The organism is Bacillus sp. GW823-FHT06A10 (assembly GCF_058795375.1).
This window is the reverse complement of record NZ_JBXAHT010000001.1, coordinates 367,270-393,020: the sequence shown is the minus strand read 5'-3', so window position 1 is coordinate 393,020 and position 25,751 is coordinate 367,270. Positions and strand designations below refer to the sequence as shown.

Genomic DNA, 25,751 nt, shown 5'->3' with positions numbered 1-25,751 from the left:
ATAAAGGAGGTGCGATATGCTACTAAGATATGGTAAACATATTAACTATTTAGCTACAGCGTTTATTTTAGTTACATTCTTTAGTTTCCTACTTTCCACAACATGGCTTCATTACTCAACTCCTACTACACTCACACTACTGAAAGCATCATTTTGGACTGCTGTTATTCTTACTATTATTGGATTTGGACGAGAAAAAAGCGCACTTGCGGTTATATTATTTGGCATTTGTACACTTGCATTAATTGGTCTTTACACTTTTGCCGTTATCGATTATCTCTATAATCCGAGACCATAGAAAAGAGCTATCTTTATACAAGATAGCTCTTTTCTCATTTCACTACATTTCGCAAAGTACCAATTCTTTCCACTGTAATGACCACTTCATCACCAGCATGTAAAAACCTCGGTGGTGTAAAACCTTTTCCGACACCAGCCGGCGTTCCTGTTGCGATAATATCGCCTGGTTCTAAAGTCATTCCTTTGCTTATCGTTGAAATAATTTCTTCTATTGAAAAAATCATTTTATTTGTGTTGGAAGTTTGCCTTACTTCTCCATTTACTACCGTTTCAATGTGTAATGCATTCGGCGTTTCAACCACCGATTTATGAATTAAATACGGTCCCATCGGACAAAATGTATCGAAGCTTTTCCCAAGGAAAAACTGTTTATGTTTTCTTTGAATGTCTCGAGCTGTTACATCATTTATAATCGTATAACCAAAAACATGCTCAAGCGCTTTTTCTTTTTTAATTTGCTTCCCTCGCTTACCAATAATGATAGCTAGTTCTCCTTCGTAATCTAGTTCGTCCGTTGCGTGAGGGTGACCATTAATTTGCTCATTTATGCCAATAACTGTTGTTGGTGCTTTCGTAAAGATCATTATATTTTCTGGAATAGACTCTACTCCGCCCATTTCTACCGCATGCTCACGATAGTTTTTTCCAACGCACAAAATATTCTTTCTTGGCCTTGGAATCGGCGCTAATATTTTCACCTCTGTTAACGGATAATACGCCGCTTCCCCGTTCTCTTTTGCCCAATTTACAATTTCACATACTTTCTCAAAGCATTCAGTCCCTCTTTCAATACACTCTAACATTGTAATAGGGATTGTAACCTTTTCCCCTTTTTGTCTTTGCGCTTCTCTTAAGTGTAATACCTTTTCTTCTTCTTCATCCACAATACCTACAAATACCTTTTCTTCTTTCTTCGCCGTTACAAAACGCAATATTTCCACTCTCCATCCTAAAACTCATACCTTTTAATTGTATTCGCATCCGCAAGAAAAAAACCTTCTCATGCACGCTAATTTTTACAATATTCTTCTCGCACTTATTCGTTACTTATTCATTATTTAGCATAAAATGTAGAAATTTTACTTTTTTTAGCGAAGGTATTTCTTTTTTATGGAGTTTTTGTATAATATGTACTACATATATACTAAAAATTTCATTTAGAGATGGAGCCGATTTCAATGTTTGAGCAAGCTATTGAAAAAAAACGTGAAAAAATGATCTATTTTGCTGAACGCTATGGAATGACTTCTCAAAGAACAGTGGATTGTAGCCAAGAACTGGACAGGCTCTTAAATGTAATTTGTCATGTACATACGGATTTACACCCTACTCAAACGTTCAACACACACACGCAATAACGCGTGTGTTTCTTTTATTTCAAAAAAACACACATTTTATTGGAAACGCCCATACAATAGTAGAAAAGAAAATTTTAAAAACGAAGGGTGTTTTGTATGCCAGCTATGGTCGGACATATTCGTATCGTCAATATTGGATCAAGTGGTATTTTTCATATTGGAGATGTATTTGCGATTAGGCCTATTAGTTACTCACGTGCTTTCGCCGGGGCCGGCTCTTTCAACGTTGGAGATAATGTTTCTGTCTACAATTATCAAAGTGCAACGACTGTCAACGATTCAGATGTAATCGATCAAGCGATAATTGGCTCAACTTAAAGGAGGCAATTGCATTGAATTTTTATGTAAACCAAAGTATCATCATCAACAGTATTAAAATTGATAGTATTACAACCTCTTCTGTGTTCCAAATTGGTACTGCCGGAAGTATTAAAGCCCTATCTAAATTTTCAAATACGGGCGGATTTACGGAGCCACTTCGCCCATTACAGGCAAAAGGACAAATTATTTCTATCAAACCATCAACTAGTTCTTCTTAAGACATCCTTGTCATAAATATATAGCAGGAATATTTTTACCCTCCCTATTGAAAAGGAGGTTTCACAAATGAATCAAGATATATATACTTACTTACACCAACTTCAACAAGCTCTTCAAACACAACAAGCAGCCATCCTAAATTTAGAAGAACAAGTGCGCCAACTCCAAGAAGAGCTTAACGAATTAAAAAATCGCCCCTCCTCTTCTGTAGGAAAAGTGGAATACAAATTCGATCAATTAAAAGTCGAAAATTTAAATGGTACTTTAAATATTGGTTTAAACCCATTTTCAGCAAAAGGACAACAAATTGAAGATTTTCAAGTGGATACAGAAACATTGAAGGTAAACCCTGAAACCGAAACAAACCCAGACTTTTATCAAGGTATCCTCCAAGAAATGCATCGATACTTAGATGAAGAAGCATATAATCGTATTCTCCATTTTGAACAAGAAGAGAGAACACCGCTTGATGAAATGTATCGACAAATGATGGTAGATGACATAAAAAAACAGATGGAGCATCGACTCCCTTATTATTTATCACAAGCGCAATCATATGAAGGTATTTCAACAGATCCAGATTATTTACGAGATATCATTATTCAGGCAATGAAACAAGATATTGACAAAGCCTTTCTCTCCTTTATTCAGCACATACCGGGAAATTTCCGAAAGGAGTAAGTATGTATGAACCTTAACGTTGTAAACCGTGAGTTAAAAGTCGGACAGATTAAAATGAACGGTGTATCGTCGTCCGCACTCTTTTTAATTGGAGATGCAAATCTCCTCATTCTATCTTCTATTCTCGATACACCATTTGAAACAGTTACAGAGGGTCCATTTGTACCATTAGTAACAGATGTCCCTCCTACTCCAGGTTAAGGAGACTGAGAAATTATGTTGCATCATGTGTCCATTGTCCAAAATGTTTCTATTATTTCTTTAGGAATTACTGCCGTATTGCAAGTTGGAGATGCAAACCAAATGGAATTAAAAAGTAGAGCTCTTGCCGTCCACCGTGAAATTCCTTGTTATATAAAAGGCGAAGGTCGCTTAGATGCATTTGAAATTTTTACAGATGAACACGTTACAATCCCAAAACGAACGACAGATGTAAAATTAAACATTGTAAATGAATGTCCTTTTATTGAAGTGAATGACGTTGAATTACGAACACTCTTAAATTCTGGTTGCTTTCAAATTGGAAATGTTGATTATGCTTTCAATAACTCTCGTATTATGCAAATTCGCCAATATATTACTGATGAACCTTCCGCTCAATAATCCATATAATAATTAAATAGCTTAGTAAAGTAGGTGGATAGTATGCCTTCCGTTGTTGGAAATCTCGTCGTTCAAAACAGTAATGGTTCTTTTAATTTAGGGGATTTTTATAACGTATCTCCGAAAGAAAATACGAAAGCTTATAATGGATCCGGAGCTTCTAATGTTGGATTTGTCGTGAATACTTTTAACGGTGTTAGTGCAACAAATACGTTTGATTCTGATGTGGCGGATCAAGATCAGATTGGAACAGCGTAAAAAAAGTAGGAGATATTCTCCTACTTTTTTCTTTTATCTAATTCAAATTATTAAAATGAAATTTTAATCAGCAAGAGCTTTACTGTTCACAAATAGTGGTATAAACAAGTAAGGAGTGAAGAGGCACTATTTCATTTTATTTAAATGATAATCCGCTCTCCTCCAAAGCTTGTCTAAGCTTCGGCAAAGACGCAGGTCCCATACCATGCAGTTTTAAAATTTCTTTTTCACTATATTTTGAGAGTTCTTCTACAGTTTGAATTCCATGGTGTTCTAATGCCCTTCTTGCTGGTGCTGAAAGAAGAGAGAGAAAACCTTCTTTTGGTTTTCTCTCTTTCTCACAGGTTGGGCAAGTTGGACAATCGCTACTTTTATAATACTCGTGTCCCTGTTCACAAGCTCTTAACGTTTTTTCCGTTACCATTTTCAAGCCCCTCTATTCTTCAATATTTACAACGTGATTCCCATCAAAGAAATATAAACATTTCTCTTTCACAGGATGTTGTAAGCTTTTCTCGAGTGCTTTTGCATATAACGAAAGTTGCACTTTATATCGATCTTCTAAAATTGGTTTTGCTTGTTCGAATCCACCTGGGAATTTCCCTTCAATCGTATCTGTTTTGAAGTCGATTAACGTAATGCCATCTTCCTCTTCAATCATGCAGTCGATAACCCCTTGGACAAGAATCGTTTCTTCACTCTCCCCTTGCCAATCTTGATATGCTTCTTCTGCTGCAAGCATCATCGTAAATGGTACTTCACGCTCAACACTTTTCGCCGCTAATACCCTTTTACCTAAGTCACTGTCAAAGAATGAAATTACTTTTTCAATTGCTATTTCTTCCGCCTGCTCGAATGTTAATAATTCCTTATTTACCATTCCTGCGATTTGTTCTTGTAGCGTTTCGGCCGTAATCGGTTTCTTCAAATCTACATGCTGCATAACGGCATGGACTGCTGTTCCACGCTCTGCGTACGTTAACCCTTTTTTCTCCATAAAGCGTGGACGTGTTTTAATTGGTGCACGTAGTTTTTTAATAAAGGCGTTATCGCTACCTTCTTCCGATTGATAATTTCTCTTTATTTCTGTAACAGATTGCTTCGCACGATGAGATGTCGCATCCTCATATCCGTACTTCCACATTAATCTGTCGTACACTTCTTCTTTCCGTTCACTTTGCAGGGGAACAGCCTTTTTCTCACGAAGCGCTTCTAACAATTCTTGTTTCTCTTCTTGAACTGGCTCTGGTGCAAGTAGCGTGTTACCGTCCACAACTTCTACTTTCCAGCTAGTGTCATACCCATAAATTTCATCCGGAATGCTTCCTTGTCCTAATTCAAGAAGCATTTCACTATCACGATGTCTATATAATGAAGGTGCAATCCAGTCTAAATAACAAGACGCTCCGGCACGTATGTGATCTGGTAATAACCATTCATTATGTTCCCTCGCATCAAGCCATTTTTCCATTTCTTTATTTGCATCCTTAACTGTTCCGATTAAAATTAACTTCTCTTTCGCACGCGTTAACGCTACATATAATACACGCATTTCTTCCGCGATTAATTCCATTTTCATTTTGCGTTTAATTGCAAGTTGCGATAATGTCGTATATTTAATTCGTTTACGCGGATCGATAAATTGTGAACCGAAACCGAAATCTTTATGCAGTAAGAAACGCTTCATTAAGTCTTGTGTATTAAAACGACGACCGAGTCCAGCTACAAATACGACCGGGAACTCTAGCCCTTTACTTTTATGAATCGTCATAATGCGAACAACGTCTTCTTGTTCACCTAGGGCTCTCGCCGTACCCATATCATCACCGCGTTCTAAAATACGTTCAATAAAACGTAAGAAGCGGAATAACCCTCTAAATGATGTTGCTTCATATTGTCTTGCACGGTCATATAGTACGCGTAAGTTTGCTTGTCTTTGCTTTCCTGCTGGTAAACCGCCAACGAAGTCGTAATAACCTGTCTCACCGTACACTTTCCAAATTAAATCAGAAAGGGATTGTTGACGGGCAAATTCACGCCATCCTTGCAGTAAATTATAAAACCACTCTAATTTATCATGAAGTTCTTGCTCTTCTTCAAGCGGTGCTCCTTTTAAGAACGAGCTCATTACTTCATAAAATGACCCTTTCTTCCCATGAGCACGAAGCGTCGCAAGGTCTTCATCATTTAGTCCCACAATCGGTGAACGAAGTACAGCTGCAAGCGGAATATCTTGCATCGGATTATCAATAACGCGGAATACGTTCATCATAATATTTACTTCTGTCGCTTCAAAATAACCAGTCGCAAGGTCAGCATATACTGGAATTCCTTGCAATTTTAACTCTTCCATAATTTGCGGCGCCCACGGCATCGAGCGGAGTAAAATAACGAAATCACGGTATTGTACAGGGCGCATACTATCCGTTTTACGATCATACACTTCATAACCTGAATCAACCATCGCTTTAATACGCTGCGCCATAAGACGAGCTTCTAGCTGTGCTTTTTCGACTTCTGCACCTTCTTCTCCATCCATTACTTCTTCTTCCGTTTGCTGAATACATAGTAATTCTGCTGCTACATCTTCACCTTCTGGATAGGTAGCACCTAGCTTTAGTTCAGCGTCAGCATCGTAGTCAATTTCCCCAACTTCTTCGCCCATAATTTGTTTAAAGATAAAGTTCGTACCTGCTAGTACTTCATGACGACTACGGAAGTTTTTCGCTAAGTCAATCTTCATTCCGCCGCCCAATCCTTCTTGTGTGAAGCGTTTATATTTTCCTAGGAATAGTCCTGGCTCGGCTAGTCGGAAACGATAAATCGACTGCTTTACGTCACCAACCATGAACAAGTTTCCTTCACTCTCAGAATCTTTCGTTACGAATTTAATAATGGATTCCTGTACAAAGTTCGTGTCTTGATATTCATCGACTAATACTTCAGCAAATTTATTACGATATTGGAGCGCCACTGCTGACGGATTCATTTCACCATTTTCACTTTGTTCACTTAAAATTTGTAAACAAAAATGCTCTAAATCTGTGAAATCGACCATTCCTTTATCTCGCTTCATCGCTTGGAAACGCTCTGTAAATACTTTTACAAGTTGAACAAGCTTTTCTAATACTGGGTGCATATCTTGAAAATCTCGTAAGAAACTTTCAGGTTTGCGGCTAAATAACTCTTCCTGTAATTTCTTCACTTCATCTTTCGCTTTATTACGAAGAGAGTCTACTTGTTTTACAACATCTTCATTGTAATCACTTTTCTTAATACGCTTTAACGTTTGCCACGATACGTTTTGCATCGCTTCATACAAACTTGTCCACGACTCACGAGCAGCTGATGATAGCGTTCCAAGTAAAGCTACATCTGCTTGCAGGGTTTCAATGCGAGGCGCTGGACCGTCAGGAAGCATTGCGAGTTCAGTTGCCTTACGAATATGCTGTTCCGCTGTTTCAAGCTGGAATTTCACATCTTCTAATAAATAAGAAGCATATACTAAATCCTCAATTGTCTTTCCTTCTACGTCATATGCTTCTACTAATTTATCAAGCCATTTTTCCGGATTTGGATGCGCTCTTGATTCTGTATGAAGCGCTAAAATCATACGTTGTAAGTCATCATCACTACGGTCACTCGTATAACGATCAACGAGTTCAAAGAATATCGTATTATCTTCGATGCCATACTCTTCTTCTAATATGTCATCTAGCACTTCTTCTTTTAACAATTCATTTTCTGTTTGATTCGCAATACGGAAACGAGGATCAACATCAAGCATGTAGTAATATCCTCTAATTACTTGTAAACAGAATGAGTGAATTGTTGAAATGGAAGCTTTATTTAATAGGCTCAGCTGCTTTCTTACGTGTTGAGAGCCTGGTTCATCAATTAATACCTTTTCTAACGCTTCCCCGATTCGGTTTTTCATCTCTTGCGCTGCTGCATTCGTAAATGTTACAACGAGCAGGCGGTCGACATCGACTGGGTTCTCTTCATTAATAATCTTTTTAATAATACGTTCAACTAATACTGCTGTTTTACCTGATCCAGCTGCAGCCGCAACTAAAATATCACGTCCGTTCGCTCCAACAGCTTTCCACTGGTCATCTGTCCATTGACTACCTTCTGGTTTTTTAGGCCAATTTTCTATCATTCTCCGCCAACCTCCTCTCTTATTTTCTCCATCGCTTCGCTATCTTTCATATCTTTTAACGATCGGAACTGATTATCTTCAAGTGACTCATCAAATTGACAAACAGATTTGAAGTTACAGAACGTACATGCTGCTTTATTTCCCATTTTATAAGGAGCAATATCGATAACACCTTCTGTAATATCTTTTCCAATATTTTCAAACGTATGGTGTACATATTTTTGCAGTACGTTAAACTCTTGCTCACTTGCAATACTTGAACGCGCACTAAAGCTACCGTCTTTTTTCAGGCCAGCAGAAATAATATCTGAGCTTCCTGTTGAAAGTTTGTTATCCATTAAACGAACAACGTCAGCATCTCCTAATACGAGTCCTTTCATTTTAAATTTCTTTAAAATTTCTTTTTCAATTTCAGCTTCAGATGCGTCACCTTTCATCTCAACGATTGGGTTATGAATATGGAAATACAATACACCAGCTGGTGATGCTGCGTGGCCTTTTTTCATCCACGTCTGTGCATTCGAAGTAACAACATCTAAATACGTTAACATTTGAAGTGCTAATCCGTAATACACTTCCGTTAAATCTAACGCTTTTGAACTTGATTTATAATCAATAATACGTAAGAACGTCCCGTTTTCATCTTCTGCCTTATCAACACGGTCAATACGACCGACTACTTCCATCTTTACACCATTTGGTAATGAGAATTCCATCGGCGGAAGTGACCCTGTACCACCCATACCGAACGGCACCTCTAAATCAACTGGTACGAATCCGCTCGACTTCGCATGTTCACGAAGAATGATTGACGTGCGGAAAATAATTTGTTGTAGTTTTTGTTTTAAATAGAAATGACGATTTGAACTTAATAAAATTTGTCGTTGTAATAACGGTGCAATTTCTTCTATTACTAAAACAGAAAGATGTTCACATTCTTTTATTGATAAATCCGCCCAAGTGCGGTTTTCACGCAATAACTTGTCCGCAATTTTCTTTAATGCCGCATGGAATAATTCGCCGATATCTGGCGCATCAAGTTTGAAAATATCACGCTCTCTAAGCGACAAACCATGCTGCGCGAAATGAGCGTATGCACAACGGTTAAATAGTTCCATACGAGAGACGCTTCCTTTAATTGTATCTCCGTATAAATCTCTACTTACTGCTGTACTTAGTTTCTGCGCACGATTTCGGTAAAATAAACTTGATAGCACGCGACTACTTTTTTGTTTCCATTCATCTGACGTTACGTAGAAATTATATACATCCCACCAAAAATCTAAATTCCCTTCAAATCCGTATCGTTTCCACGTTTGTAGTTGCTGCATAACGTAAGATAACGTTACTTCTGGCGTTGCTACATATGAAATTTGTTCTGAACGTGATAAATCATTTACGTCATTCGTAATAAATGAATCTTTCACATTAGGGAACATTCTTTTTATTTTCTTAATAAAGCTAGACGCAAGTAATGTCTTTCCTTCTTCATCTGCAAGCGGGCATGATATGTATAACTTCTCAGATGCTCTCGTTACCATTTGATACATAACGAACTGTTCTTCTAACAAAGTTTGTCTCGTCGTTGGCGCTAGTTCAATCCCTGCCGCACCAAGAACTTCTCTTTCCTCATCAGAAAGCATCCCTTCATCCATAGGTGCTGCTGGAATGACACCCTCATTTACACCTATAATAAACGTTGCTCTCACGTCAGATAACCTGGAGTGATCAATATTAGCAATTAACACTTGGTCTAATGACGGCGGAATGTTAGCAAATTGAAGTGCCTCAAGACCTGTCGACATAACGTCAGTAAACATAGAAAGAGACATTTTCTCTTCCCCAAGCATCTCTACAAATGTATCAAGAAGGCTCATTACTTCTTCCCATACTTGTTCATGATCTGTCGCAAATAAGAAATCTCCACTTTCTTCTGCACGTATACGTAATTCTTCTAGTTTCTTCGGAACATCCAGTTCTTCTAAAAACAAGTAAACTGCTTCACACATTTGCATAACTGTTCCTGCACGCTTTAACCTTTTTTGCATGCGAATAACAGGTGTTCTTACAACGTCACGTAGCCTATTTATTTTCTCTTCCATTTCACGTTCACTGTCTGTAATCATCCCGTTCGTATCATCAAGAGAACGATAACGGCGATACATCCACGGATCCTCTGAAGTCCATCTCTTTCCTTGTACACCGTACGCTAAACAGTAGTTTTCAAACTCATCCATTTCTTCGCGCATCGTTTCTTTTCTTACGTCTAATGGATATAAAAGCTCTGTTTTCACGCAGCGGAACACCGCATCGTAACGCCAATTCCCGCTAATAATCTCTAAAGCAGAACGAATACATTCTACTAATGGATGATGTGACATCGGGCGTTTTTCATCGATGAAGTGCGGGATATTATAATCTGTAAATAAAGTCCGCATCACATCGTAATAACTTTCCCCGTTACGCAGAAGCACAGCAATATCTCGGTAACGATATTTTTCATCCGCAACAAGTTTACGAATTTCACGAGCAACACCTTCTACCTCCGCTCGTAAATTCGCAGCTGTACTAATCGTTACACTCGCTTCACCGTTAAATTTTTCATTCGGACGCGCTTCATAATGAGCTTCTAAATGCGCTAATGCTGGAGAATGAAAACGCGGCTGTTCCATAAGTGGAATTGTTTTTTCAATTTCTATTTTCTCTTCACGCGCTACTTGTTTTATTTTTTCATACGTTAACGTCGTTTCATAAAATAAATCGAGTTCATTTACTGGCTGTGCTAACGTTTTTTCATCTATCGTTAACGTGATCGTAACTTTCGCTCCGCAAATCATAAGCTGTCTTACAATCTCTAACTCTTGCGGGGAGAATGAATGAAATCCATCTATATAAATTTCCGCACCATTTACATATTCAGACTGCGGAAGCTTTTCCACTAGCAATTGCAGGTAGTCTTCTGAATCTAAGTATTTTCCAATTAAAGCACGTTCAAAATCATCGTATAGTAACTGTAAATCATACACTTTATTCGCTAGTAACTTTTGTTCGGCACTGCTACTATGCGCATCTAATTGTTGCCACATTTCATATACGTTAGATGGCGTTACATTGTAACGTTTAAACTCCGCGATCATACTGCCAAGATGTTCAAAGAAACCATTTTGCTCCGCTGCTTTTTGGAACACCGATAATCCATCTTTACGAGACTCTACAATTTTACGGAGTAACATATGTACACCAGCTTCATCAATATGAAGACGACTCGCTCCGCCAACTTCTTGCAGCACCTTCCACGCTAATCGTGAAAAACTAAAAACTTGTGCCCGAATAGAACCTCTTACATCCTCACTTCCAATTAACGCCTGCTGCGTCTGGAATGTCATCTGTTCTGGCACAAGATATAATATTGTTTTCCCTCTCGGGCGCTGTTTTAACTCTTCTTGCACTTCACGTAAACAAAGTGTACTTTTTCCACTTCCCGCTCTACCAATCACAAATCGAAGTGACATGTAACCCCACCTTTCACTTACATAACGAACGTTAGTTTGCTACTATAATTGTATTATAGTACACGAAAAAAGACAAACTGAGTTGTTTGTCTTTTCTATACTTCTACTTCATTATATCAACCTTTTGAAAAATTCGTTTGTACCTCTTGAATTGGCCAATATCGCAAATCAACTTTACCGACGACTGTATCAGCTTTTACAAAGCCAAAGTGTCTACTATCCCAGCTCCCGAGCCGGTTATCACCTACTACAAAAATAAACCCGGGTGGCACCAGCTTTTCTTTCGTTAACTCTTCTAATGTAAAGTCGCCTGTTAGTTGCCTTCCATTTATCTCTTTCTTATACTTCTCTAAATACGGCTCATCAATAAATTGTCCATTTATATATAACTTATCATGCTTATATTCAATATGATCTCCAGGTAAACCGATAATTCGCTTTACATAGTCCTCTTTTTTATTCGCATGAAACACCACAACATCAAATCTGTTCAAGTCCCCAACTTGATAACTCACCTTATTTACAACGAGCATATTGCCATCTTGCAATGTCGGCATCATTGACTTCCCCTCTACAACATACGTTGAAAAGAAAAACGTTCGAAAAAATACAGCTAATAATACACCAATTAAAATTGTTCGTATCCACTCTATGCCTTCTTTTTTCAAAGTTTTCTTCATCTGCTTCTCCCCTTATCCTTTAATACTGAAGCTTTCCTTTACAAAGAAGACTATTCTTAATGTAGTTCTAACTTTACTTCGATTTTCTTACCGACATACCATAAAATAAAAATACCAATCGCTACAATGACTGATTTCACCGGGTTATGAATAAATGACATTAAATCATGACCGATATACGTTAAAATAAAAATCATCACAAGTTTTCCGAATGCTAACGCTAGACCAAACTGTTTTACACTAATTCGGGATAAACCAGCGACAACATTTATGAGCGCTGACGGTGTAAACGGAAAACAAAATATAACAAAAATCGGTGCGAATCCTTTCCTTTCAATCCACCCCATTGCTTTTCGTACTCTCTCATGCTTATTTACAAACGAAAAGAAACGACTGCGACCAAAATGGCGGATGATGAAAAAGACAAGTAATGCACCCATTACTGATCCAAGCCATGAATAAAGAAAACCGAGCCAAAAGCCAAATGCAACAGCATTCGCCAGTACAAATACGATAAGCGGTAATGCTGGAATCAACGCCTCTATCATCGGTAAACCAATACCAAGAAGTGGTCCGAACGCTTTATAACTCTCAACAATATGATCCATATTTTCTGGTGAAAAATACTCTTTGATTGTCTGAAAATCCATTCTACACTTTACCCCTTTACTCTAAATACTATCCCTACTGTATCATCGCTTATATGAGAAAGGAAATGGTAGATACGACATATGGAGATGTATTTATTAAAGTTTCCATATCTTTCATAAGAATTCCTTCATTATTTAGCTATGATAATCTATCAATATTCGACAGGACATGTCGTTCGTTTTGTTATTTAGATGGTTTTCCGATTTTTTATCGGTAAATGAAATTACACTGTTGATTTTCTAAATATATCGCTTTATCTATACAGCCCGACCCCCACCTAACTTTTTTGCTTTCGCTGAATTTTGAGGTGGGGGTCTTACTGCCCACAAATAGCGGGATAAACAAAAAAAGAATGGGGATTCCCCCCATTCTTTCACACTTCGCCTTCCTTCACAAAATACACACTCTCATAAGCGGGTCTTAATGTTGATTCCTCTTTTTTATCAATCTCTTTAAAACAAGGGCTCCCTTGTTTTTTCCTACGATCTTCATATTCAGTACGTAATTTCGCTGTACGATTTTGTTGATTTTCAAAACTAGTTTTTGATATTTCTAATTTCACAGCAAAGCCATTTATAAATCTAATAATAAGATTTCCATCTTTTAATTCTTTATTACTTTCAATATAAAAATGAGACAACCAAGCGCACTCTTTTCTAGAGTAAGAATAGGTAGGGAAAAAATAAAGTTGATCTGTAGGACTAATCGCAATTGGTGCTTTATGTGTAATATGAGTTAACTCTTTCGTTCCTTCTTTTCTGCCTAAGAAACTCGAGCCATGCTTGCGGCAACTTCTTTCTATAATATCTAGAGGTTTTTGAAATACGAAAAAAGAATCATTCATTTCAACGACTCGAGTAACAATTTTCTTTTCACTTAGAATAACAGGAAGTAAGGCCATCGTATTTTTCGTTACAACATAATTTTCGACATAGCGTTCCACTTTACTTTCCATGCTCTATTATCTCCTTTTTTCCATTTATATTAGCAGCTGCATATATAATTTTAGCACCTATGAAAAGAAAACGGATTGCATATTCCACTATTTTACATAGATTTATTATTTATCAACCATTCTTTAAATTTAAAATTAACTATATAATAATAAAAAGATAATAATGTACACAAAAAACATTTATACTACTATAAATATTTGAAATCACTTCCTCATTTCACATCATTACAACAACTAACTTTGCTATAATTAAAATATAAATCCAATATATGGAGGGCCACTATGGAAGAAAAAGAAATCCAACCATCGATTCAAATGAAAAATAGCAGCGTCATTATCGTGAAAAACTCAGCTAGCATTATATTCGGTTTATTTTTCATTCTGCTATTCTTTGCTAAACCGTTTCGTAAATCAAAATGTCCAGAATGTAAAAAACGTGAGAAGAAAAAATCAGGGCAAGAACAATAAAAGGCCTTCCTTTATGGAATGCCTTTTTACATTTGTAGTATCATTTTATTTATTCTTCTTCACCCTAAAAAAACTATATTTTCTTTCAAGGTTCTCTACATCTTTTTTGATTTGTAATATGATCCTTATCTAAAACATGAGAAAAAGTATTTGTACTTGTTACTCGCTTTTAATTTTTATTAAACACTTCAAATTTGTACATCTTTATCCATCACTAACAATTCGTTATTTAGTTAACTTTATAATATAAGTTTTGTATATAATTTCATTCAAAAACACAATATATATAAGTGGTCATTTTATAATTACATTGCTTTTTATCGAATTCCAAAAAGGAGCTGTATACTATGGATAAAGAAAACCTATTAAGCCAGCAGGTTAATAGCATCCCCTCAGATGCTCTGAATACCCCTAGTAAGGAACAAGAACAACTGTTAGAAACATCATCTCAAAACGTACAAAATTCCAACAACAATGCTAACAAAAAAGATGTTACTCAAGGTCTATCTGAAAAAAATTCCCCTATTTCAATGAAGAATACAAATTTATAGTTATTTACTATCATACGCAGTAAATGCTCTTGCTGAAATAATTCTTCTACAGAAACTAATACGCATTCCAGTTAATTTTTTACCAGTTGTAACATAGAAAAAGAGATTTAGATATAAAAACAGGCTCTAAAAAAACTTTCCCCACAACAAAAAAAGGATGGCATTAGCCATCCTTTTTTCCATCATCAACTATAAAATTATAGTTTGATTACGTTTTTAGCTTGAGGTCCACGGTTACCTTCTTCGATTTCGAAGCTAACTTTTTGGCCTTCTTCTAGAGATTTGAAACCTTCAGTTTCGATTGCAGAGAAATGTACGAATACGTCGTTTTCGCCTGGAACTTCGATGAAACCGAAGCCTTTTTCGTTGTTAAACCATTTTACTTGTCCTGTTACTGCCATGATTATTTCCTCCTAAGAAAATACAAATTTAATTTTTTTAGTCTTCCTGTCTAAAAAAAGAATCCACACATTATCAAATACGAAACATAAACTAGTTCTCACATACTTTTTCTCGTTCGTTTTCAGCACTTGATAACATATGGATTGCTTAATTTAACTATTCAACTGACATCATCATAGCACATTAAAATAAAATGTACAATCTTTTTCGAAAATAGAATTTCTAATTTTTAGTATTTCTTATAAAATATAATTATCTCTATTCCAAATAAGGAGGAGTTTATGACCAATAAAATTCCTAGAAAAACATTAAAAAGAATTGAAGAGGATATTGAAAATAATAATCTTGGAAAAGCAAGAGATAGATTGCATGGCCTCATCTTTACATACCCAAATGAATTACATCTTCGAAAAAAACTCGGAGATATTTATTATACATTACAATATCCAGAAATGGCTGGACGTTACTGGTATCTAGAGGAGCATAAAACAGATATTATGCATGAATCATGTTTATTATTTGAAAAATCAATGGGAAATAATCCTCATCATATTGCACGTGCTTTAAAGTTTAAAGGCGATTCTAACCATATAAAAGGTTTGTATAAAGATCAACCTTTATCTTCAGTGCAGAAGAAAGTAGCAGAGGAGTTAATTTATGAGTATAAAGAAACATGGCAAGATAAGCTAGTTCCTTTTGGCTGTCTAGCATTCCTTGCTTGCCTTCTCTTTTCTGCCATTATTGGTCTATTTACTATTTGGAATTGGATTTTTTAATCACAGGGGGAATTTTCACATGTCAAACTACGCTAAAGAAGAAAGGCTAACAGGGGGAAACGTCTCAAACGTATATCGTTCTGAAAATACTGTTCGGCGAGAGTTAAAGCCGGGCAGTGAAAAGATTCATAAGCTATTGCAACATTTAGAAAACAAAGGATTTCATTATGCTCCAAAGTTTTTAGGTGTAGATGAAAAAGATAGAGAGATTTTATCCTTTATTGAAGGAGAAGCTGGCAATTATCCTTTAAAAGAATATATGCGATCTAATGATGTATTAAAAGAAATCGCAAAGATGCTTCGCCTTTACCATGATGCTGTAAGTGATTTTCCGTTATTAAATGATTGGAAACCGATGGGTCACACTCCAAATAACATTGAGGTTTTATGTCACAATGATTTTGCCATATATAACATTATTTTTAATAATGAGAAGCCAGTAGGGATTATTGATTTCGATGTTGCTGCTCCTGGTCCAAGACTATGGGATATCGCTTATACACTCTATACTTGTGTGCCTTTAAGTAGAGTGTATTATACAGAATCCGGTGAAGCCGTTCATTATGACTCATCGCAACATGCAGATCGCATTAAAGAGAGAATGAATTTGTTCGTTCAGTCCTATGATAAAAATATGGATGAAGATTACTTAGGAATGGTGTTGCTTCGATTAGAAGGATTATGTACATATATGAAACGAAAAGCGCAAGAAGGCGACTTGAATTTCCAAAGAATGATTGATGAAGGACATCTAGAGCATTATGAGAAAGATATGAAGTTTATTCGTGATCATAGGGCTGAGTGGAGTTGATTTAGTAATAAAGAAAAGGAAGTATCGTTTTTTTCCGACAACTCAATCTCTCTTTTCGAATCGTTTAGAAAATAACAAGGGGCACCCTTCAAAAAGGTGCCCCTTCCTTTTATTTCGTAAACTGTGCTTCTTCCGTAGATCCTTTTAACGCTGTCGTTGATGAAGTTCCGCCTGTAATCACTTGTGCAACTTCATCAAAGTAACCTGTTCCTACTTCGCGTTGATGACGTGTTGCAGAGTAGCCATGTTTTTCAGCTGCGAATTCTGCTTGTTGTAGTTCAGAGTATGCTGCCATGCCGCGCTCTTTATAGCCACGTGCTAGTTCAAACATACCGTAATTTAATGAATGGAATCCAGCAAGTGTTACAAATTGGAACTTGTAACCGTAAGATGCGATTTCCTTTTGGAAGCTTGCAATTGTTTTTTCATCTAGTTTTTGTTTCCAATTGAATGAAGGTGAACAGTTATATGCAAGTAGCTTTCCTGGATGCTCCTTATGAATTGCGTCCGCAAATCGTTTTGCATCTTCTAAATTTGGTTCCGACGTTTCACACCAAACGAGGTCTGCATACGGTGCATACGCTAAACCGCGCGCAATTGCTTGATCAAGACCTGCATTTGTACGGTAAAATCCTTCTGGTGTTCTTTCTCCTGTAATAAATGCTTTATCAACAGGATCGATATCGCTCGTAATTAAATCAGCTGCATCCGCATCTGTTCTTGCAACGATAATTGTCGGCACTCCCATTACATCTGCTGCAAGACGTGCAGAAATTAAATTGCGTACTGCTGTTTGCGTTGGTAGTAGTACTTTTCCGCCTAAATGGCCACATTTTTTCTCTGAAGATAATTGATCTTCAAAATGCACACCTGATGCACCTGCTTCAATCATACCTTTCATCAGTTCAAATACGTTTAATTGTCCGCCAAATCCAGCTTCTGCATCTGCTACAATCGGTACGAAATAGTCTGTATCATCGCTTCCTTCCATATGCTGAATTTGATCCGCACGTTGAAGCGTTTGATTAATTCGTTTCACTACAGCAGGTACGCTGTTCGCTGGATATAAACTTTGATCTGGATACATATGTCCAGAAAGGTTTGCATCAGCTGCTACTTGCCAACCACTTAAGTAAATCGCTTTTAACCCAGCTTTTACTTGTTGCATCGCTTGGTTTCCTGTTAATGCGCCAAGTGCGTTAATATAGTCTTCTGTATGAAGCGATGTCCAAAGCTTCTCAGCACCGCGACGCGCTAACGTATGTTCAATATCAATTGACCCGCGCAGGCGAATTACATCTTCTGCCGAATATGGACGTGTGATCCCTTTCCAACGCTCATCTAATTCCCAGCTTTCTTGTAACTTCTCGATTCTTTCGTTTTTCATTTGTTCCATCCCCTTTTCATTTTTTATAAAATTTCATAACCCGGTAATGTTAAAAATGGTACGAATTCATCATTTCGAACGAGATTTGTAAACAAAGTTGTCGCCTCTTGGAATCTCCCTTTCTTAAAGGCTTCCTTACCAATCTCTCTTTCTATTTTTGCTAATTCTTCTTCTTTTAGCTCTTCCATTAATTCAAGCGTAATATTACGACCATCATTTAGTTTTCCACCTTCATGACGAATCCATTGCCATACTTGTGCTCTTGAAATTTCAGCAGTTGCCGCATCTTCCATTAAGTTATAAATGGGTGCTGCTCCCCGTCCGCTTAACCAAGAAGCAATATATTGAATACCTACACTAATATTCATGCGAAGGCCCTCTTCTGTAATCGTTCCCACCGGTACCTCTAGTAAATCGTTTTCTGTTACACATATTTCTTCACGTTTTCTAAAAATTTGATTCGGTGTTTTCATAATGTGATTAAATACTTCCATTGCAACCGGTACAAGTCCAGGGTGGGCAACCCAAGTCCCGTCATGACCGTCTAAAGCTTCGCGCTCCTTATCAGCACGCACTTTTTCAAAAGCTGCTTCATTTGCTTCTGGATTATTTTTAATCGGAATTTGTGCCGCCATTCCTCCAATTGCTGGTGCATTACGGCGGTGACATGTTTGAATTACTTTCAAAGAATAGGAACGCATAAATGGTGCCGTCATCGTGACTTGTGCTCTATCTGGTAGTAAGAATTTATTATGATTACGGAAACTCTTTAAAAAGCTAAAAATATAATCCCATCTTCCGCAGTTTAAGCCAGCAGAATGATCTTTTAGCTCATACAAAATTTCATCCATTTCAAACGAAGCGTGAATCGTTTCCAGTAACACAGTTGCTTTAATCGTTCCATTTGGAATGCCGATATATTTTTGAGCAAATACGAATACATCATTCCATAATCTCGCTTCTAAATAACTTTCCATTTTCGGTAAGTAAAAGTATGGACCGCTCCCTTTTGCTAAAAGATCTTTCGCATTATGGAAAAAGTACAAGCCGAAATCTACTAAGCTACCCGACATATTTTTCCCATCAACTTGCATATGCTTTTCCTCTAAATGCCATCCTCTTGGACGTACAATCAGTACAGCTGTTTTCTCATTTAATCTATATTCTTTCCCTTTATCATTTTCATGTGAAATCGTTCCCTTTACTGCATCTCGTAAGTTGATTTGACCTTCAACTGCATTTTCCCAAGTTGGTGAATTCGAATCTTCAAAATCCGCCATAAAAAGATGCGCTCCTGAATTTAAAGCGTTAATGACCATCTTTCTATCTACCGGTCCAGTAATCTCTACGCGGCGATCCTCTAAGTCTTTTGGCAGCTTGGCAATTGTCCAATCTGCTTCACGTATGTGTTTTGTTTCTTCTAGAAACTTCGGAAACTCCCCTGCATCAATTCTCTTTTGTTTTTCTACACGTTTTTGTAAAAGTTCTATTCGGCGCTCATTAAAATTCTCATGTAGTTCCTTCAAAAAACTAAGCACCTCAGGTGTCAATATTTCGTTGTACGCTGGTAACATTTCTCCAACGAGTGTAACCCGTGAAGTTTGCGTCGACATATTAGCATCCCCTTCTTAAACTGTTTTATAACAGATTTGATTTTATGTTTTATATTATATAACAAATCTTCAGAAAAGGAAGTTTTTTTTGAAAATTCACTTCATTTTTTTTCAAAACGTCATTCTTTCGCGCTTTATTTCATACAAAAAAAGGCCGCTGTTATACAACAACGACATTTTTGTATTATTTTTAAATTTCACTTTGACTAGTTAAACTTTATTACTGCCCTTGTTCCATATCATGCAATATTGCTCTATGTAAAAACTGTGCGTATTGTTCTCTCGTTACCTTCATAGACGGACCGAATTTACCTTCTCCGATTCCCATTGTAATACCATTTGTTTGTACTGCACTAATTGCATTCGTTGCCCATGAATTTGCTGAAACATCATTAAAGTTATGAGATCCCTTTGCCTGTAAGTCAAAAGCATTCGTAAGAACTTGTGCCATTTCCGCACGCGTTAACGTCGCCTTCGGCATAAAGTTTCCATTCTCGTCTCCCTGGAAAATTCCGATTTCCGTTAAAGCCAATATCTCCTCGATAAAGCTTGTTGAATTTTCATCAATATCTCCATATGGATTTTCATATTGTTCTTCCATATCAAATACACGGTAAACTAAAGCTGCAACTTGCTCACGTGTTACATTATCCCCAAAACCGAATATCCCATCGCCATATCCCAAAATAATTTCTTGTTCCGCTAAATTATGAATCGCCTCATATGCCCAATGTCCTTTTGGTACATCTTTAAATACAATTGTATTTGTTTTTTGCAACGGTGCACTTTCCGCTTTTACATTGTTACTCTCTGCTGAGAATAACACCCCACCCATAATTGTTAATGCTGTAGCTGTTTTTAATATTTTTTTGCTCATTGCATTTCCTCCCCAACATGTATATATTTTTTCCGACACATTTCGTGACGTTTTTGTGAATCATATTACACATCATGTCTTTTTTATGGGGTTGATTATAAAGCTTATGTATAACATTAAAAATACAAAAAAACGAATAATAATTCTTTTTTAAACAAACAAAAAAGCACAAATATTTCTATTTGTGCTTTCATATTTCACTCTATCTCCAATCCTCTTTCAAATGATAATTAATAATCGCATTATTAATAAACTGAGCATATTGTTCTCTAGGTACAGGGCGATTTAATTCATACATGCCATTCCCAGTTCCTCTTACAACATTATTAGATTGTAGCGCACTAATTGCATCTTCTGCCCAGTGGCCTTTTGGAATATCTTTAAATGTATGTTTTTGTTTCGTTTCAAAAGTAAATGCTCGTTTTAAAATGACAGCCATTTCCGCTCTAGATACTGGTGCTTTTGGTCTAAAGCTCCCTTGCCCATCCCCTGTAAAAACACCACGTTTTGTTAACGCCAAAATTTCCTTTTTAAAAGTTGTTGTACTATCAGAAACATCTTTATATGGATTCGCTACTAATCCTTCTTCTTTTATCTCAAGTGTTCTGTAAATAGTCCCAGCTACTTGTTCACGTGTTATAAGATCACCAACACCATACTTCCCGTTTCCATACCCTAATATAATTTTATGATATGCTAAATCCATAATAGCATCATATGCCCAAAATCCGTATGGAACATCTTCAAACACAATCATTTGTGGATACTCTTCCGCTTTTACAGGCGTCACATTCGTCCCTGCAAATATACCTCCTGCCATTGTCGCAATCATCATTACACCCAATATTTTTTTCTTCATTATCCTCTCTCCCTATTTCATTCAAATAAAATGAATTTCATTGTTTCAGGAGTACTCTTTTTGGTGAATGTAAGATAAAATGCAAATCTTCTAGAAGAAATATTTCCACTACCTTTCTGCTTTATGCCTCCTTCTTTCTTTTTCAAAAAGGAAGTTGTCACCTCTAAGGTGTTATGTACTAAAACATTCTACAATCTCTTTATAAACTCCTTTTCACTTTACAACTTCCCTTTATTGGCGCGAAAAGGAGATACCTAATGGCGATTACTATATTCATGATTTATATTTCAGAGGTAGCATTCCCCTTCAATGATAACTCGCCTTCTCTTCCCTTGCGAAAAGTTAGTGCCATCCCTACAAATATAAGGACAATCCCTATTACTTGCATCTAAATCCGGTCTAATAGTTTGACAACAGCAGACACTAATACAGAAATAATTCTCGTCGATAAATCTCTTAAACTGTCAAAAAACAAGTAATATATAAATCTAGTATGTATAAGTCCTGTAGCTGTGATCATCGCCTTGAAAATGCCCGAAATCTACGAATAGTAATAATAAAAAAGCATCCTTTTTTATTAAAAGAGGATGCTTTTTTTTATATTTATTAACACTCAAATATGCTACTACTTTTGAAGAGTAAATTGGGCAACTATTTGTTTTAATTTTCCTGCCGCGTTATGCATATGTTCAATTGAAACCGAAATCTCTTGAACAGATTTTTCTTGCTGTTGAATAGACTCTTTTACCCTATCAGTTCGGTCAGATGATCTTTGGGAAATTTGAGCCATGTCTTCTGCAGAAGCCGAGATTTCCTCACTACTCGCTGCAATTTCATCTGTAGACATAGATACCGTTTGAATTTGCTCAGATACTTGCTGTACTTTTTCTGTAATTGTTCCAAATACTTTTTCTGTATGCATTACTACTTGTGTACCTGCCTGTACCTCATTATCTACTTTCCCCATCATATGTACCGTATGGTTCGTTGTTCCCATAACTTGAGTAATAAGATTCTCAATTTGTTTTGCAGAATCACTAGATTGTTCTGCTAATTTCCGCACTTCATCTGCCACAATTGCAAATCCTCTACCACTTTCACCAGCACGTGCAGCCTCAATTGCGGCGTTTAATGCTAATAAGTTAATCTGAGAGGTAATACCTTGCATTACATCAATGATTTTAACAATTTCTTCTGATTGTTCTTTCATAGTCTCTACTTGTTTCACACCGCTATGTACCGAATTTTGGATTGTATCCATCTGTTGAATCATTTGTTTCATTAATTTGTTACCACTCTCTGCATCTAATGCTGATTGAGCAGACAATTCATTTACAGAGGATGATGTATTGACTATACTCTGCATTCCTTGTGTCAACTCTTCCATCGCACCCGCAGTTTGTTCCATTGCTTGCATTTGACTCTCTGCACCATTTGCGACTTCTTCAATATCCATAGTGATTTTTTTTGCTGCACTACTAGATACTTCTGATGCAGATGCTACTCCGTCTGCATGTTGGAATAGAAGCTGAATATTATTCTCTACTTCTTGCATATTTGTTCTTAGCCCTGCAATCATCTCGTTAAAATTACTTACTAATACACCTAGTTCATCCTTAGCAGTATAATCACCATGTACAGTTAAATCTCCTTCTTTCGCTCTTTCCATCATACGACTAACCGTTTGTAAAGGAGCAACTATAAGCTTGCTAATAATATAACTTACTATACATATAACGATTGTAGTAACTACTACAAGAATGATAAAGGTAATAACGGATCGATCAATCATTTTTTGAGAATCTTTAAACACTTGATCAGCTAAGTTTGAAACATACGATTCTAGATCCACTGCATAACCAGCCAACTCTATTCCCTTCGGTTTTAATTCCTTCTGAAATTCATTTACCATTTGTGGCTCGTTTGTTGCCTTCGCCTTTTCAAACAATTTTTTATATGTATCTTTATAACTTGGCAAAGATTTCTTCATCTTCTGAAACAGTTCATCCTCTTGCTTACTTAAATTAAAACCATCATCATATTCTTTTAATAAAGAATCATATTTTTTAAGATCCTTTTCAATATTATTAATTATTCCCTCTTTATTTGCCACTTCGTTTTGTGATGCCGTAATTAACTCTAATAAGTTATATTCTAGTGAATTTTGTGTGCGAAGCATTCCTTCTAATAAAATTGCAGAATATTGATAATCATCTACTACAACCTCTGTATCGTGCTTAATCTTGTTAATAGAATTAATTGCCACACTGCTCATGATTATCATACCTAAAACTGCTAATGAAATAAGCGCTAATAATTTATATTTCACTTTTAAATTTTGTAAAAAATACATTTTTTCACCTTTATTCCTTTATATATAGATTTTTAGAATTTTATAGCTTATTATTTACAAAATCGCAATAAAAAGCAATGATAAATATTCCCAATATGAAACTTATATCTCTATAAAAAAAAGTAGCATAATAGCTACTCCTTTTTTCTTTGTTTCTCATATTGTTCAAACGCATGAATTCTTTCAAAAATTGGTGGGTGCGTGTATAAGAAAAATTTCACTAACGCAGGCGGATTTACTTGGCTTAAACTTGTTTTTGATAAATATTGAAAAGTTTTCACACCAGATTTCCCATCTTTCGTCATATTTAAAGCATATTGATCTGCCGCTCTTTCTTCTATACGTGAAACATAGTTTGTTGCTGGTTGTGCTGCAAAAGAGAGTACAGAAGAAATTAAGAAAAATAAAGGTAAAATGGAGAAACATGCTACTTTTGAAATTTGCAATGTATCTCCCCATTTGCGAATACACATATTTATAATACGACTAATTAAAAACATACCTATAAACGATAGCAATACATAACTTGCAACTCCAAAATATATATGCTTCATAACATAATGTCCCATTTCATGAGCCATGATAAATAAAATCTCTTTATCTTTTAACTGCTTAAGCGTTGTATCCCACATTACAATACGGGCGTTAGGGCCAATTCCTGTTACGTAAGCATTTAATGCATTCGTTTTTTCTGACATATTTACTTCATATACGTGTTTAGCAGGAATGTCCGCTTTGTCTGCTATCGCTAAAATTTTCGTTTCTAAATTTTTATTTTTCAGCGTCGAGAAGTCATTATACAGTGGATCAATAACGACAGGCTGTATGAATGTTAAAAAGATTGTAAATGGAACAGAGAGCGCCCACCCTGCTAGCCACCATCTCTTCGGAAATTTACGGATAAGCCATAATAGAACGGTAACTACGATTAACATAGTCGCATAACTTTCCCAAAAACCGATAACATGATCTTTAATCCAGCTTTGTGTACTTTGCGTTGAAATGCCGTAATCAACGGACACTTTCCGGCCAATCCATTGCATCGGTAAGGCAAGCACTGTTGTCAGTAATGATAAATAAAAGAAATAAATCGCAACTTGCAAGACACTTATTTTAGTCGTTTCCTTCGACCATTTCTCAAACTTTCTTGAAATACCTAGCACAAGTACAAATAATAAAATAATCCATTCAAGAGGCGTCGCTAAAAAGTATAGTAAATTTTTCACGCGCGAATAATCTTGGCTTAGCGTAAGCTCTCTAGCACTCATAAACGTTTCTGGATCTGCACTCGTTCCCTTATACATGTCCGGAATAAGTTCATGATTCCATCCAAATAAATACCAATATATAAGTAACGCAAATCCAACGTACAAAAAAAGCGACCAACCAATAACCTTCCTCACGCTATTCCCTCCTCTATGCTGCCTGTCTATTATTATTGTAAGTTCGTACACGCTAAATTAGAACAAGCTTATTATGTGAATTGCTCTGGATCTTTTTATTTACATAAAAAAACTCTTCTACATAAGAAGAGTTTTACCTATCTTTAAACACTTTCTTCGGTTCACAATCCGTACACTTACAAACCAACACGTACCCTACTTGCTTTTTAGATAAAATAAAAAGCCTCTTTAAGGAAGTACATCTATTAATAAACTAAAATCTTGTAAAGAGAAAGAACTATATTTCATAATACCTTGTACAGCTAAAAGTAAAACAAGACCGATCACACACATATAGTTAACGCTTTCTTCATTCTTTTTTTCAGTAACCACTCCACCACTTATACATAAAATCCCCAACAAATGGAGCGCTAAATACATGAAAAAATAAGCTTCCTCCCAGCGCAAAATAACATTCACTGTCGTTATTAACACTAGACTAAGTAAAATCAAATAAAAAAACTTATTTGATGATATCGTTTCATTCATATAATTTTATACATCCCTTTCAA

General features: G+C 36.2%; 27 protein-coding genes and 2 pseudogenes. 12 read left to right on the top strand and 17 right to left on the bottom strand.

Annotation, left to right across the window (positions count from 1 at the left end; genetic code table 11):
* Positions 1 to 16: 16 nt before the first annotated feature.
* Complete coding sequence (locus AC1Q8M_RS02055; RefSeq protein WP_000926859.1) at positions 17 to 298, top strand: hypothetical protein; 282 nt, start codon at positions 17 to 19, stop codon at positions 296 to 298.
* Positions 299 to 332: 34 nt separating this feature from the next.
* Here AC1Q8M_RS02055 and AC1Q8M_RS02050 read toward each other — a convergent pair whose 3' ends face one another.
* On the bottom strand, positions 333 to 1,232 hold the full coding sequence (locus AC1Q8M_RS02050) for a fumarylacetoacetate hydrolase family protein (RefSeq protein WP_064532885.1): 900 nt from the start codon (positions 1,230 to 1,232) through the stop codon (positions 333 to 335).
* A 246-nt stretch (positions 1,233 to 1,478) separates the two neighbouring features.
* Here AC1Q8M_RS02050 and AC1Q8M_RS02045 point away from each other — a divergent pair, with 246 nt between their 5' ends.
* The 7 genes from AC1Q8M_RS02045 (at position 1,479) to gerPF (ending at position 3,740) form a co-directional block, all read left to right on the top strand.
* Complete coding sequence (locus AC1Q8M_RS02045) at positions 1,479 to 1,658, top strand: aspartyl-phosphate phosphatase Spo0E family protein (protein ID WP_000462857.1); 180 nt, start codon at positions 1,479 to 1,481, stop codon at positions 1,656 to 1,658.
* Positions 1,659 to 1,754: 96 nt separating this feature from the next.
* Positions 1,755 to 1,976: a spore germination protein GerPA gene (gene gerPA, locus AC1Q8M_RS02040; RefSeq protein WP_001111187.1), complete on the top strand. Its 222-nt coding sequence runs from the start codon at positions 1,755 to 1,757 to the stop codon at positions 1,974 to 1,976.
* Between the two features lie 14 nt (positions 1,977 to 1,990).
* Positions 1,991 to 2,197: a spore germination protein GerPB gene (gene gerPB, locus AC1Q8M_RS02035; RefSeq protein WP_001012508.1), complete on the top strand. Its 207-nt coding sequence runs from the start codon at positions 1,991 to 1,993 to the stop codon at positions 2,195 to 2,197.
* 67 nt (positions 2,198 to 2,264) lie between these two features.
* Positions 2,265 to 2,879, top strand: a complete 615-nt coding sequence (gerPC, locus tag AC1Q8M_RS02030; protein ID WP_001070763.1) for a spore germination protein GerPC — start codon at positions 2,265 to 2,267, stop codon at positions 2,877 to 2,879.
* Between the two features lie 6 nt (positions 2,880 to 2,885).
* Positions 2,886 to 3,080, top strand: a complete 195-nt coding sequence (gerPD, locus tag AC1Q8M_RS02025; RefSeq protein WP_001052807.1) for a spore germination protein GerPD — start codon at positions 2,886 to 2,888, stop codon at positions 3,078 to 3,080.
* A gap of 15 nt (positions 3,081 to 3,095) precedes the next feature.
* On the top strand, positions 3,096 to 3,482 hold the full coding sequence (locus AC1Q8M_RS02020; protein WP_086422205.1) for a spore germination protein GerPE: 387 nt from the start codon (positions 3,096 to 3,098) through the stop codon (positions 3,480 to 3,482).
* 42 nt (positions 3,483 to 3,524) lie between these two features.
* Complete coding sequence (gene gerPF, locus AC1Q8M_RS02015; protein WP_001141566.1) at positions 3,525 to 3,740, top strand: spore germination protein GerPF; 216 nt, start codon at positions 3,525 to 3,527, stop codon at positions 3,738 to 3,740.
* 136 nt (positions 3,741 to 3,876) lie between these two features.
* On the opposite strand, the gene AC1Q8M_RS02010 is transcribed toward gerPF, so the two are convergent.
* The 6 genes from AC1Q8M_RS02010 to AC1Q8M_RS01985 all read right to left on the bottom strand — a co-directional run bounded on the left by AC1Q8M_RS02010 (position 3,877) and on the right by AC1Q8M_RS01985 (position 13,700).
* Entirely contained in the window at positions 3,877 to 4,164 is a 288-nt protein-coding gene (locus tag AC1Q8M_RS02010; protein WP_000255714.1) for an RNA polymerase alpha subunit C-terminal domain-containing protein, read from the bottom strand.
* 12 nt (positions 4,165 to 4,176) lie between these two features.
* Positions 4,177 to 7,902, bottom strand: coding sequence for a helicase-exonuclease AddAB subunit AddA (gene addA, locus AC1Q8M_RS02005; RefSeq protein ID WP_492334113.1), 3,726 nt, complete (start codon positions 7,900 to 7,902; stop codon positions 4,177 to 4,179).
* Entirely contained in the window at positions 7,899 to 11,414 is a 3,516-nt protein-coding gene (gene addB / locus AC1Q8M_RS02000; protein WP_000058586.1) for a helicase-exonuclease AddAB subunit AddB, read from the bottom strand. The genes addA and addB overlap by 4 nt, the downstream gene beginning before the upstream one ends.
* Positions 11,415 to 11,530: 116 nt before the next feature.
* Complete coding sequence (gene lepB, locus AC1Q8M_RS01995) at positions 11,531 to 12,094, bottom strand: signal peptidase I (RefSeq protein WP_000751897.1); 564 nt, start codon at positions 12,092 to 12,094, stop codon at positions 11,531 to 11,533.
* A 56-nt stretch (positions 12,095 to 12,150) separates the two neighbouring features.
* Entirely contained in the window at positions 12,151 to 12,744 is a 594-nt protein-coding gene (locus AC1Q8M_RS01990; protein ID WP_000347517.1) for a TVP38/TMEM64 family protein, read from the bottom strand.
* 374 nt (positions 12,745 to 13,118) lie between these two features.
* Positions 13,119 to 13,700, bottom strand: a complete 582-nt coding sequence (locus AC1Q8M_RS01985) for a competence protein ComK (RefSeq protein WP_000444448.1) — start codon at positions 13,698 to 13,700, stop codon at positions 13,119 to 13,121.
* Between the two features lie 282 nt (positions 13,701 to 13,982).
* Between AC1Q8M_RS01985 and AC1Q8M_RS01980 the strand changes: the two genes are divergently transcribed.
* The gene (locus tag AC1Q8M_RS01980; RefSeq protein ID WP_000391373.1) at positions 13,983 to 14,168 is read left to right on the top strand and encodes a hypothetical protein; all 186 of its coding nucleotides are present in this window, start codon (positions 13,983 to 13,985) and stop codon (positions 14,166 to 14,168) included.
* A gap of 347 nt (positions 14,169 to 14,515) precedes the next feature.
* Positions 14,516 to 14,719: a hypothetical protein gene (locus tag AC1Q8M_RS01975; RefSeq protein ID WP_097996953.1), complete on the top strand. Its 204-nt coding sequence runs from the start codon at positions 14,516 to 14,518 to the stop codon at positions 14,717 to 14,719.
* A 197-nt stretch (positions 14,720 to 14,916) separates the two neighbouring features.
* Here AC1Q8M_RS01975 and cspA read toward each other — a convergent pair whose 3' ends face one another.
* The gene (gene cspA / locus AC1Q8M_RS01970) at positions 14,917 to 15,120 is read right to left on the bottom strand and encodes an RNA chaperone/antiterminator CspA (RefSeq protein WP_000301522.1); all 204 of its coding nucleotides are present in this window, start codon (positions 15,118 to 15,120) and stop codon (positions 14,917 to 14,919) included.
* Positions 15,121 to 15,402: 282 nt separating this feature from the next.
* Here cspA and AC1Q8M_RS01965 point away from each other — a divergent pair, with 282 nt between their 5' ends.
* The gene (locus AC1Q8M_RS01965; protein WP_000182389.1) at positions 15,403 to 15,897 is read left to right on the top strand and encodes a DUF6584 family protein; all 495 of its coding nucleotides are present in this window, start codon (positions 15,403 to 15,405) and stop codon (positions 15,895 to 15,897) included.
* Between the two features lie 19 nt (positions 15,898 to 15,916).
* Entirely contained in the window at positions 15,917 to 16,708 is a 792-nt protein-coding gene (locus AC1Q8M_RS01960) for a phosphotransferase (protein ID WP_098365582.1), read from the top strand.
* 109 nt (positions 16,709 to 16,817) lie between these two features.
* On the opposite strand, the gene aceA is transcribed toward AC1Q8M_RS01960, so the two are convergent.
* The 9 genes and pseudogenes from aceA to AC1Q8M_RS01915 form a co-directional block, all read right to left on the bottom strand.
* The gene (gene aceA / locus AC1Q8M_RS01955; RefSeq protein WP_000787346.1) at positions 16,818 to 18,095 is read right to left on the bottom strand and encodes an isocitrate lyase; all 1,278 of its coding nucleotides are present in this window, start codon (positions 18,093 to 18,095) and stop codon (positions 16,818 to 16,820) included.
* 23 nt (positions 18,096 to 18,118) lie between these two features.
* Complete coding sequence (gene aceB / locus AC1Q8M_RS01950; RefSeq protein ID WP_098365581.1) at positions 18,119 to 19,708, bottom strand: malate synthase A; 1,590 nt, start codon at positions 19,706 to 19,708, stop codon at positions 18,119 to 18,121.
* A gap of 220 nt (positions 19,709 to 19,928) precedes the next feature.
* Positions 19,929 to 20,585: an S-layer homology domain-containing protein gene (locus AC1Q8M_RS01945; protein WP_098365580.1), complete on the bottom strand. Its 657-nt coding sequence runs from the start codon at positions 20,583 to 20,585 to the stop codon at positions 19,929 to 19,931.
* A 202-nt stretch (positions 20,586 to 20,787) separates the two neighbouring features.
* Entirely contained in the window at positions 20,788 to 21,444 is a 657-nt protein-coding gene (locus AC1Q8M_RS01940; RefSeq protein ID WP_141532463.1) for an S-layer homology domain-containing protein, read from the bottom strand.
* A 280-nt stretch (positions 21,445 to 21,724) separates the two neighbouring features.
* A pseudogene (locus tag AC1Q8M_RS01935) lies at positions 21,725 to 22,007 on the bottom strand (EamA family transporter); the annotation flags it as partial.
* 62 nt (positions 22,008 to 22,069) lie between these two features.
* Entirely contained in the window at positions 22,070 to 22,861 is a 792-nt protein-coding gene (locus tag AC1Q8M_RS01930) for a methyl-accepting chemotaxis protein (protein ID WP_404978265.1), read from the bottom strand.
* Positions 22,862 to 23,017: 156 nt separating this feature from the next.
* Positions 23,018 to 23,797 (bottom strand): annotated as a pseudogene (locus tag AC1Q8M_RS01925) (MCP four helix bundle domain-containing protein); the annotation flags it as partial.
* A 134-nt stretch (positions 23,798 to 23,931) separates the two neighbouring features.
* Positions 23,932 to 25,200: a M48 family metallopeptidase gene (locus AC1Q8M_RS01920; RefSeq protein WP_141493338.1), complete on the bottom strand. Its 1,269-nt coding sequence runs from the start codon at positions 25,198 to 25,200 to the stop codon at positions 23,932 to 23,934.
* Between the two features lie 228 nt (positions 25,201 to 25,428).
* Entirely contained in the window at positions 25,429 to 25,728 is a 300-nt protein-coding gene (locus tag AC1Q8M_RS01915) for a DUF2101 family protein (RefSeq protein WP_001006050.1), read from the bottom strand.
* Positions 25,729 to 25,751: the final 23 nt, after the last annotated feature.

Bases quoted from the DNA above. Each gene is read 5' to 3' on its own strand.
- AC1Q8M_RS02045 (WP_000462857.1), top strand. From the start codon at position 1,479: ATGTTTGAGCAAGCTATTGAAAAAAAACGTGAAAAAATGATCTATTTT.
- AC1Q8M_RS01985 (WP_000444448.1), bottom strand. From the start codon at position 13,700: ATGGAAAGTAAAGTGGAACGCTATGTCGAAAATTATGTTGTAACGAAA.
- AC1Q8M_RS01960 (WP_098365582.1), top strand. From the start codon at position 15,917: ATGTCAAACTACGCTAAAGAAGAAAGGCTAACAGGGGGAAACGTCTCA.
- AC1Q8M_RS01915 (WP_001006050.1), bottom strand. From the start codon at position 25,728: ATGAATGAAACGATATCATCAAATAAGTTTTTTTATTTGATTTTACTT.
- AC1Q8M_RS01990 (WP_000347517.1), bottom strand. From the start codon at position 12,744: ATGGATTTTCAGACAATCAAAGAGTATTTTTCACCAGAAAATATGGAT.
- AC1Q8M_RS01945 (WP_098365580.1), bottom strand. From the start codon at position 20,585: ATGAGCAAAAAAATATTAAAAACAGCTACAGCATTAACAATTATGGGT.
- gerPC (WP_001070763.1), top strand. From the start codon at position 2,265: ATGAATCAAGATATATATACTTACTTACACCAACTTCAACAAGCTCTT.
- addA (WP_492334113.1), bottom strand. From the start codon at position 7,902: ATGATAGAAAATTGGCCTAAAAAACCAGAAGGTAGTCAATGGACAGAT.
- AC1Q8M_RS02010 (WP_000255714.1), bottom strand. From the start codon at position 4,164: ATGGTAACGGAAAAAACGTTAAGAGCTTGTGAACAGGGACACGAGTAT.
- AC1Q8M_RS02020 (WP_086422205.1), top strand. From the start codon at position 3,096: ATGTTGCATCATGTGTCCATTGTCCAAAATGTTTCTATTATTTCTTTA.
- AC1Q8M_RS01965 (WP_000182389.1), top strand. From the start codon at position 15,403: ATGACCAATAAAATTCCTAGAAAAACATTAAAAAGAATTGAAGAGGAT.
- AC1Q8M_RS01980 (WP_000391373.1), top strand. From the start codon at position 13,983: ATGGAAGAAAAAGAAATCCAACCATCGATTCAAATGAAAAATAGCAGC.
- AC1Q8M_RS01975 (WP_097996953.1), top strand. From the start codon at position 14,516: ATGGATAAAGAAAACCTATTAAGCCAGCAGGTTAATAGCATCCCCTCA.
- cspA (WP_000301522.1), bottom strand. From the start codon at position 15,120: ATGGCAGTAACAGGACAAGTAAAATGGTTTAACAACGAAAAAGGCTTC.
- addB (WP_000058586.1), bottom strand. From the start codon at position 11,414: ATGTCACTTCGATTTGTGATTGGTAGAGCGGGAAGTGGAAAAAGTACA.
- lepB (WP_000751897.1), bottom strand. From the start codon at position 12,094: ATGAAGAAAACTTTGAAAAAAGAAGGCATAGAGTGGATACGAACAATT.
- AC1Q8M_RS01930 (WP_404978265.1), bottom strand. From the start codon at position 22,861: ATGCAAGCAATGGAACAAACTGCGGGTGCGATGGAAGAGTTGACACAA.
- aceB (WP_098365581.1), bottom strand. From the start codon at position 19,708: ATGTCGACGCAAACTTCACGGGTTACACTCGTTGGAGAAATGTTACCA.
- AC1Q8M_RS02055 (WP_000926859.1), top strand. From the start codon at position 17: ATGCTACTAAGATATGGTAAACATATTAACTATTTAGCTACAGCGTTT.
- gerPA (WP_001111187.1), top strand. From the start codon at position 1,755: ATGCCAGCTATGGTCGGACATATTCGTATCGTCAATATTGGATCAAGT.
- gerPD (WP_001052807.1), top strand. From the start codon at position 2,886: ATGAACCTTAACGTTGTAAACCGTGAGTTAAAAGTCGGACAGATTAAA.
- AC1Q8M_RS01940 (WP_141532463.1), bottom strand. From the start codon at position 21,444: ATGAAGAAAAAAATATTGGGTGTAATGATGATTGCGACAATGGCAGGA.
- aceA (WP_000787346.1), bottom strand. From the start codon at position 18,095: ATGAAAAACGAAAGAATCGAGAAGTTACAAGAAAGCTGGGAATTAGAT.
- gerPF (WP_001141566.1), top strand. From the start codon at position 3,525: ATGCCTTCCGTTGTTGGAAATCTCGTCGTTCAAAACAGTAATGGTTCT.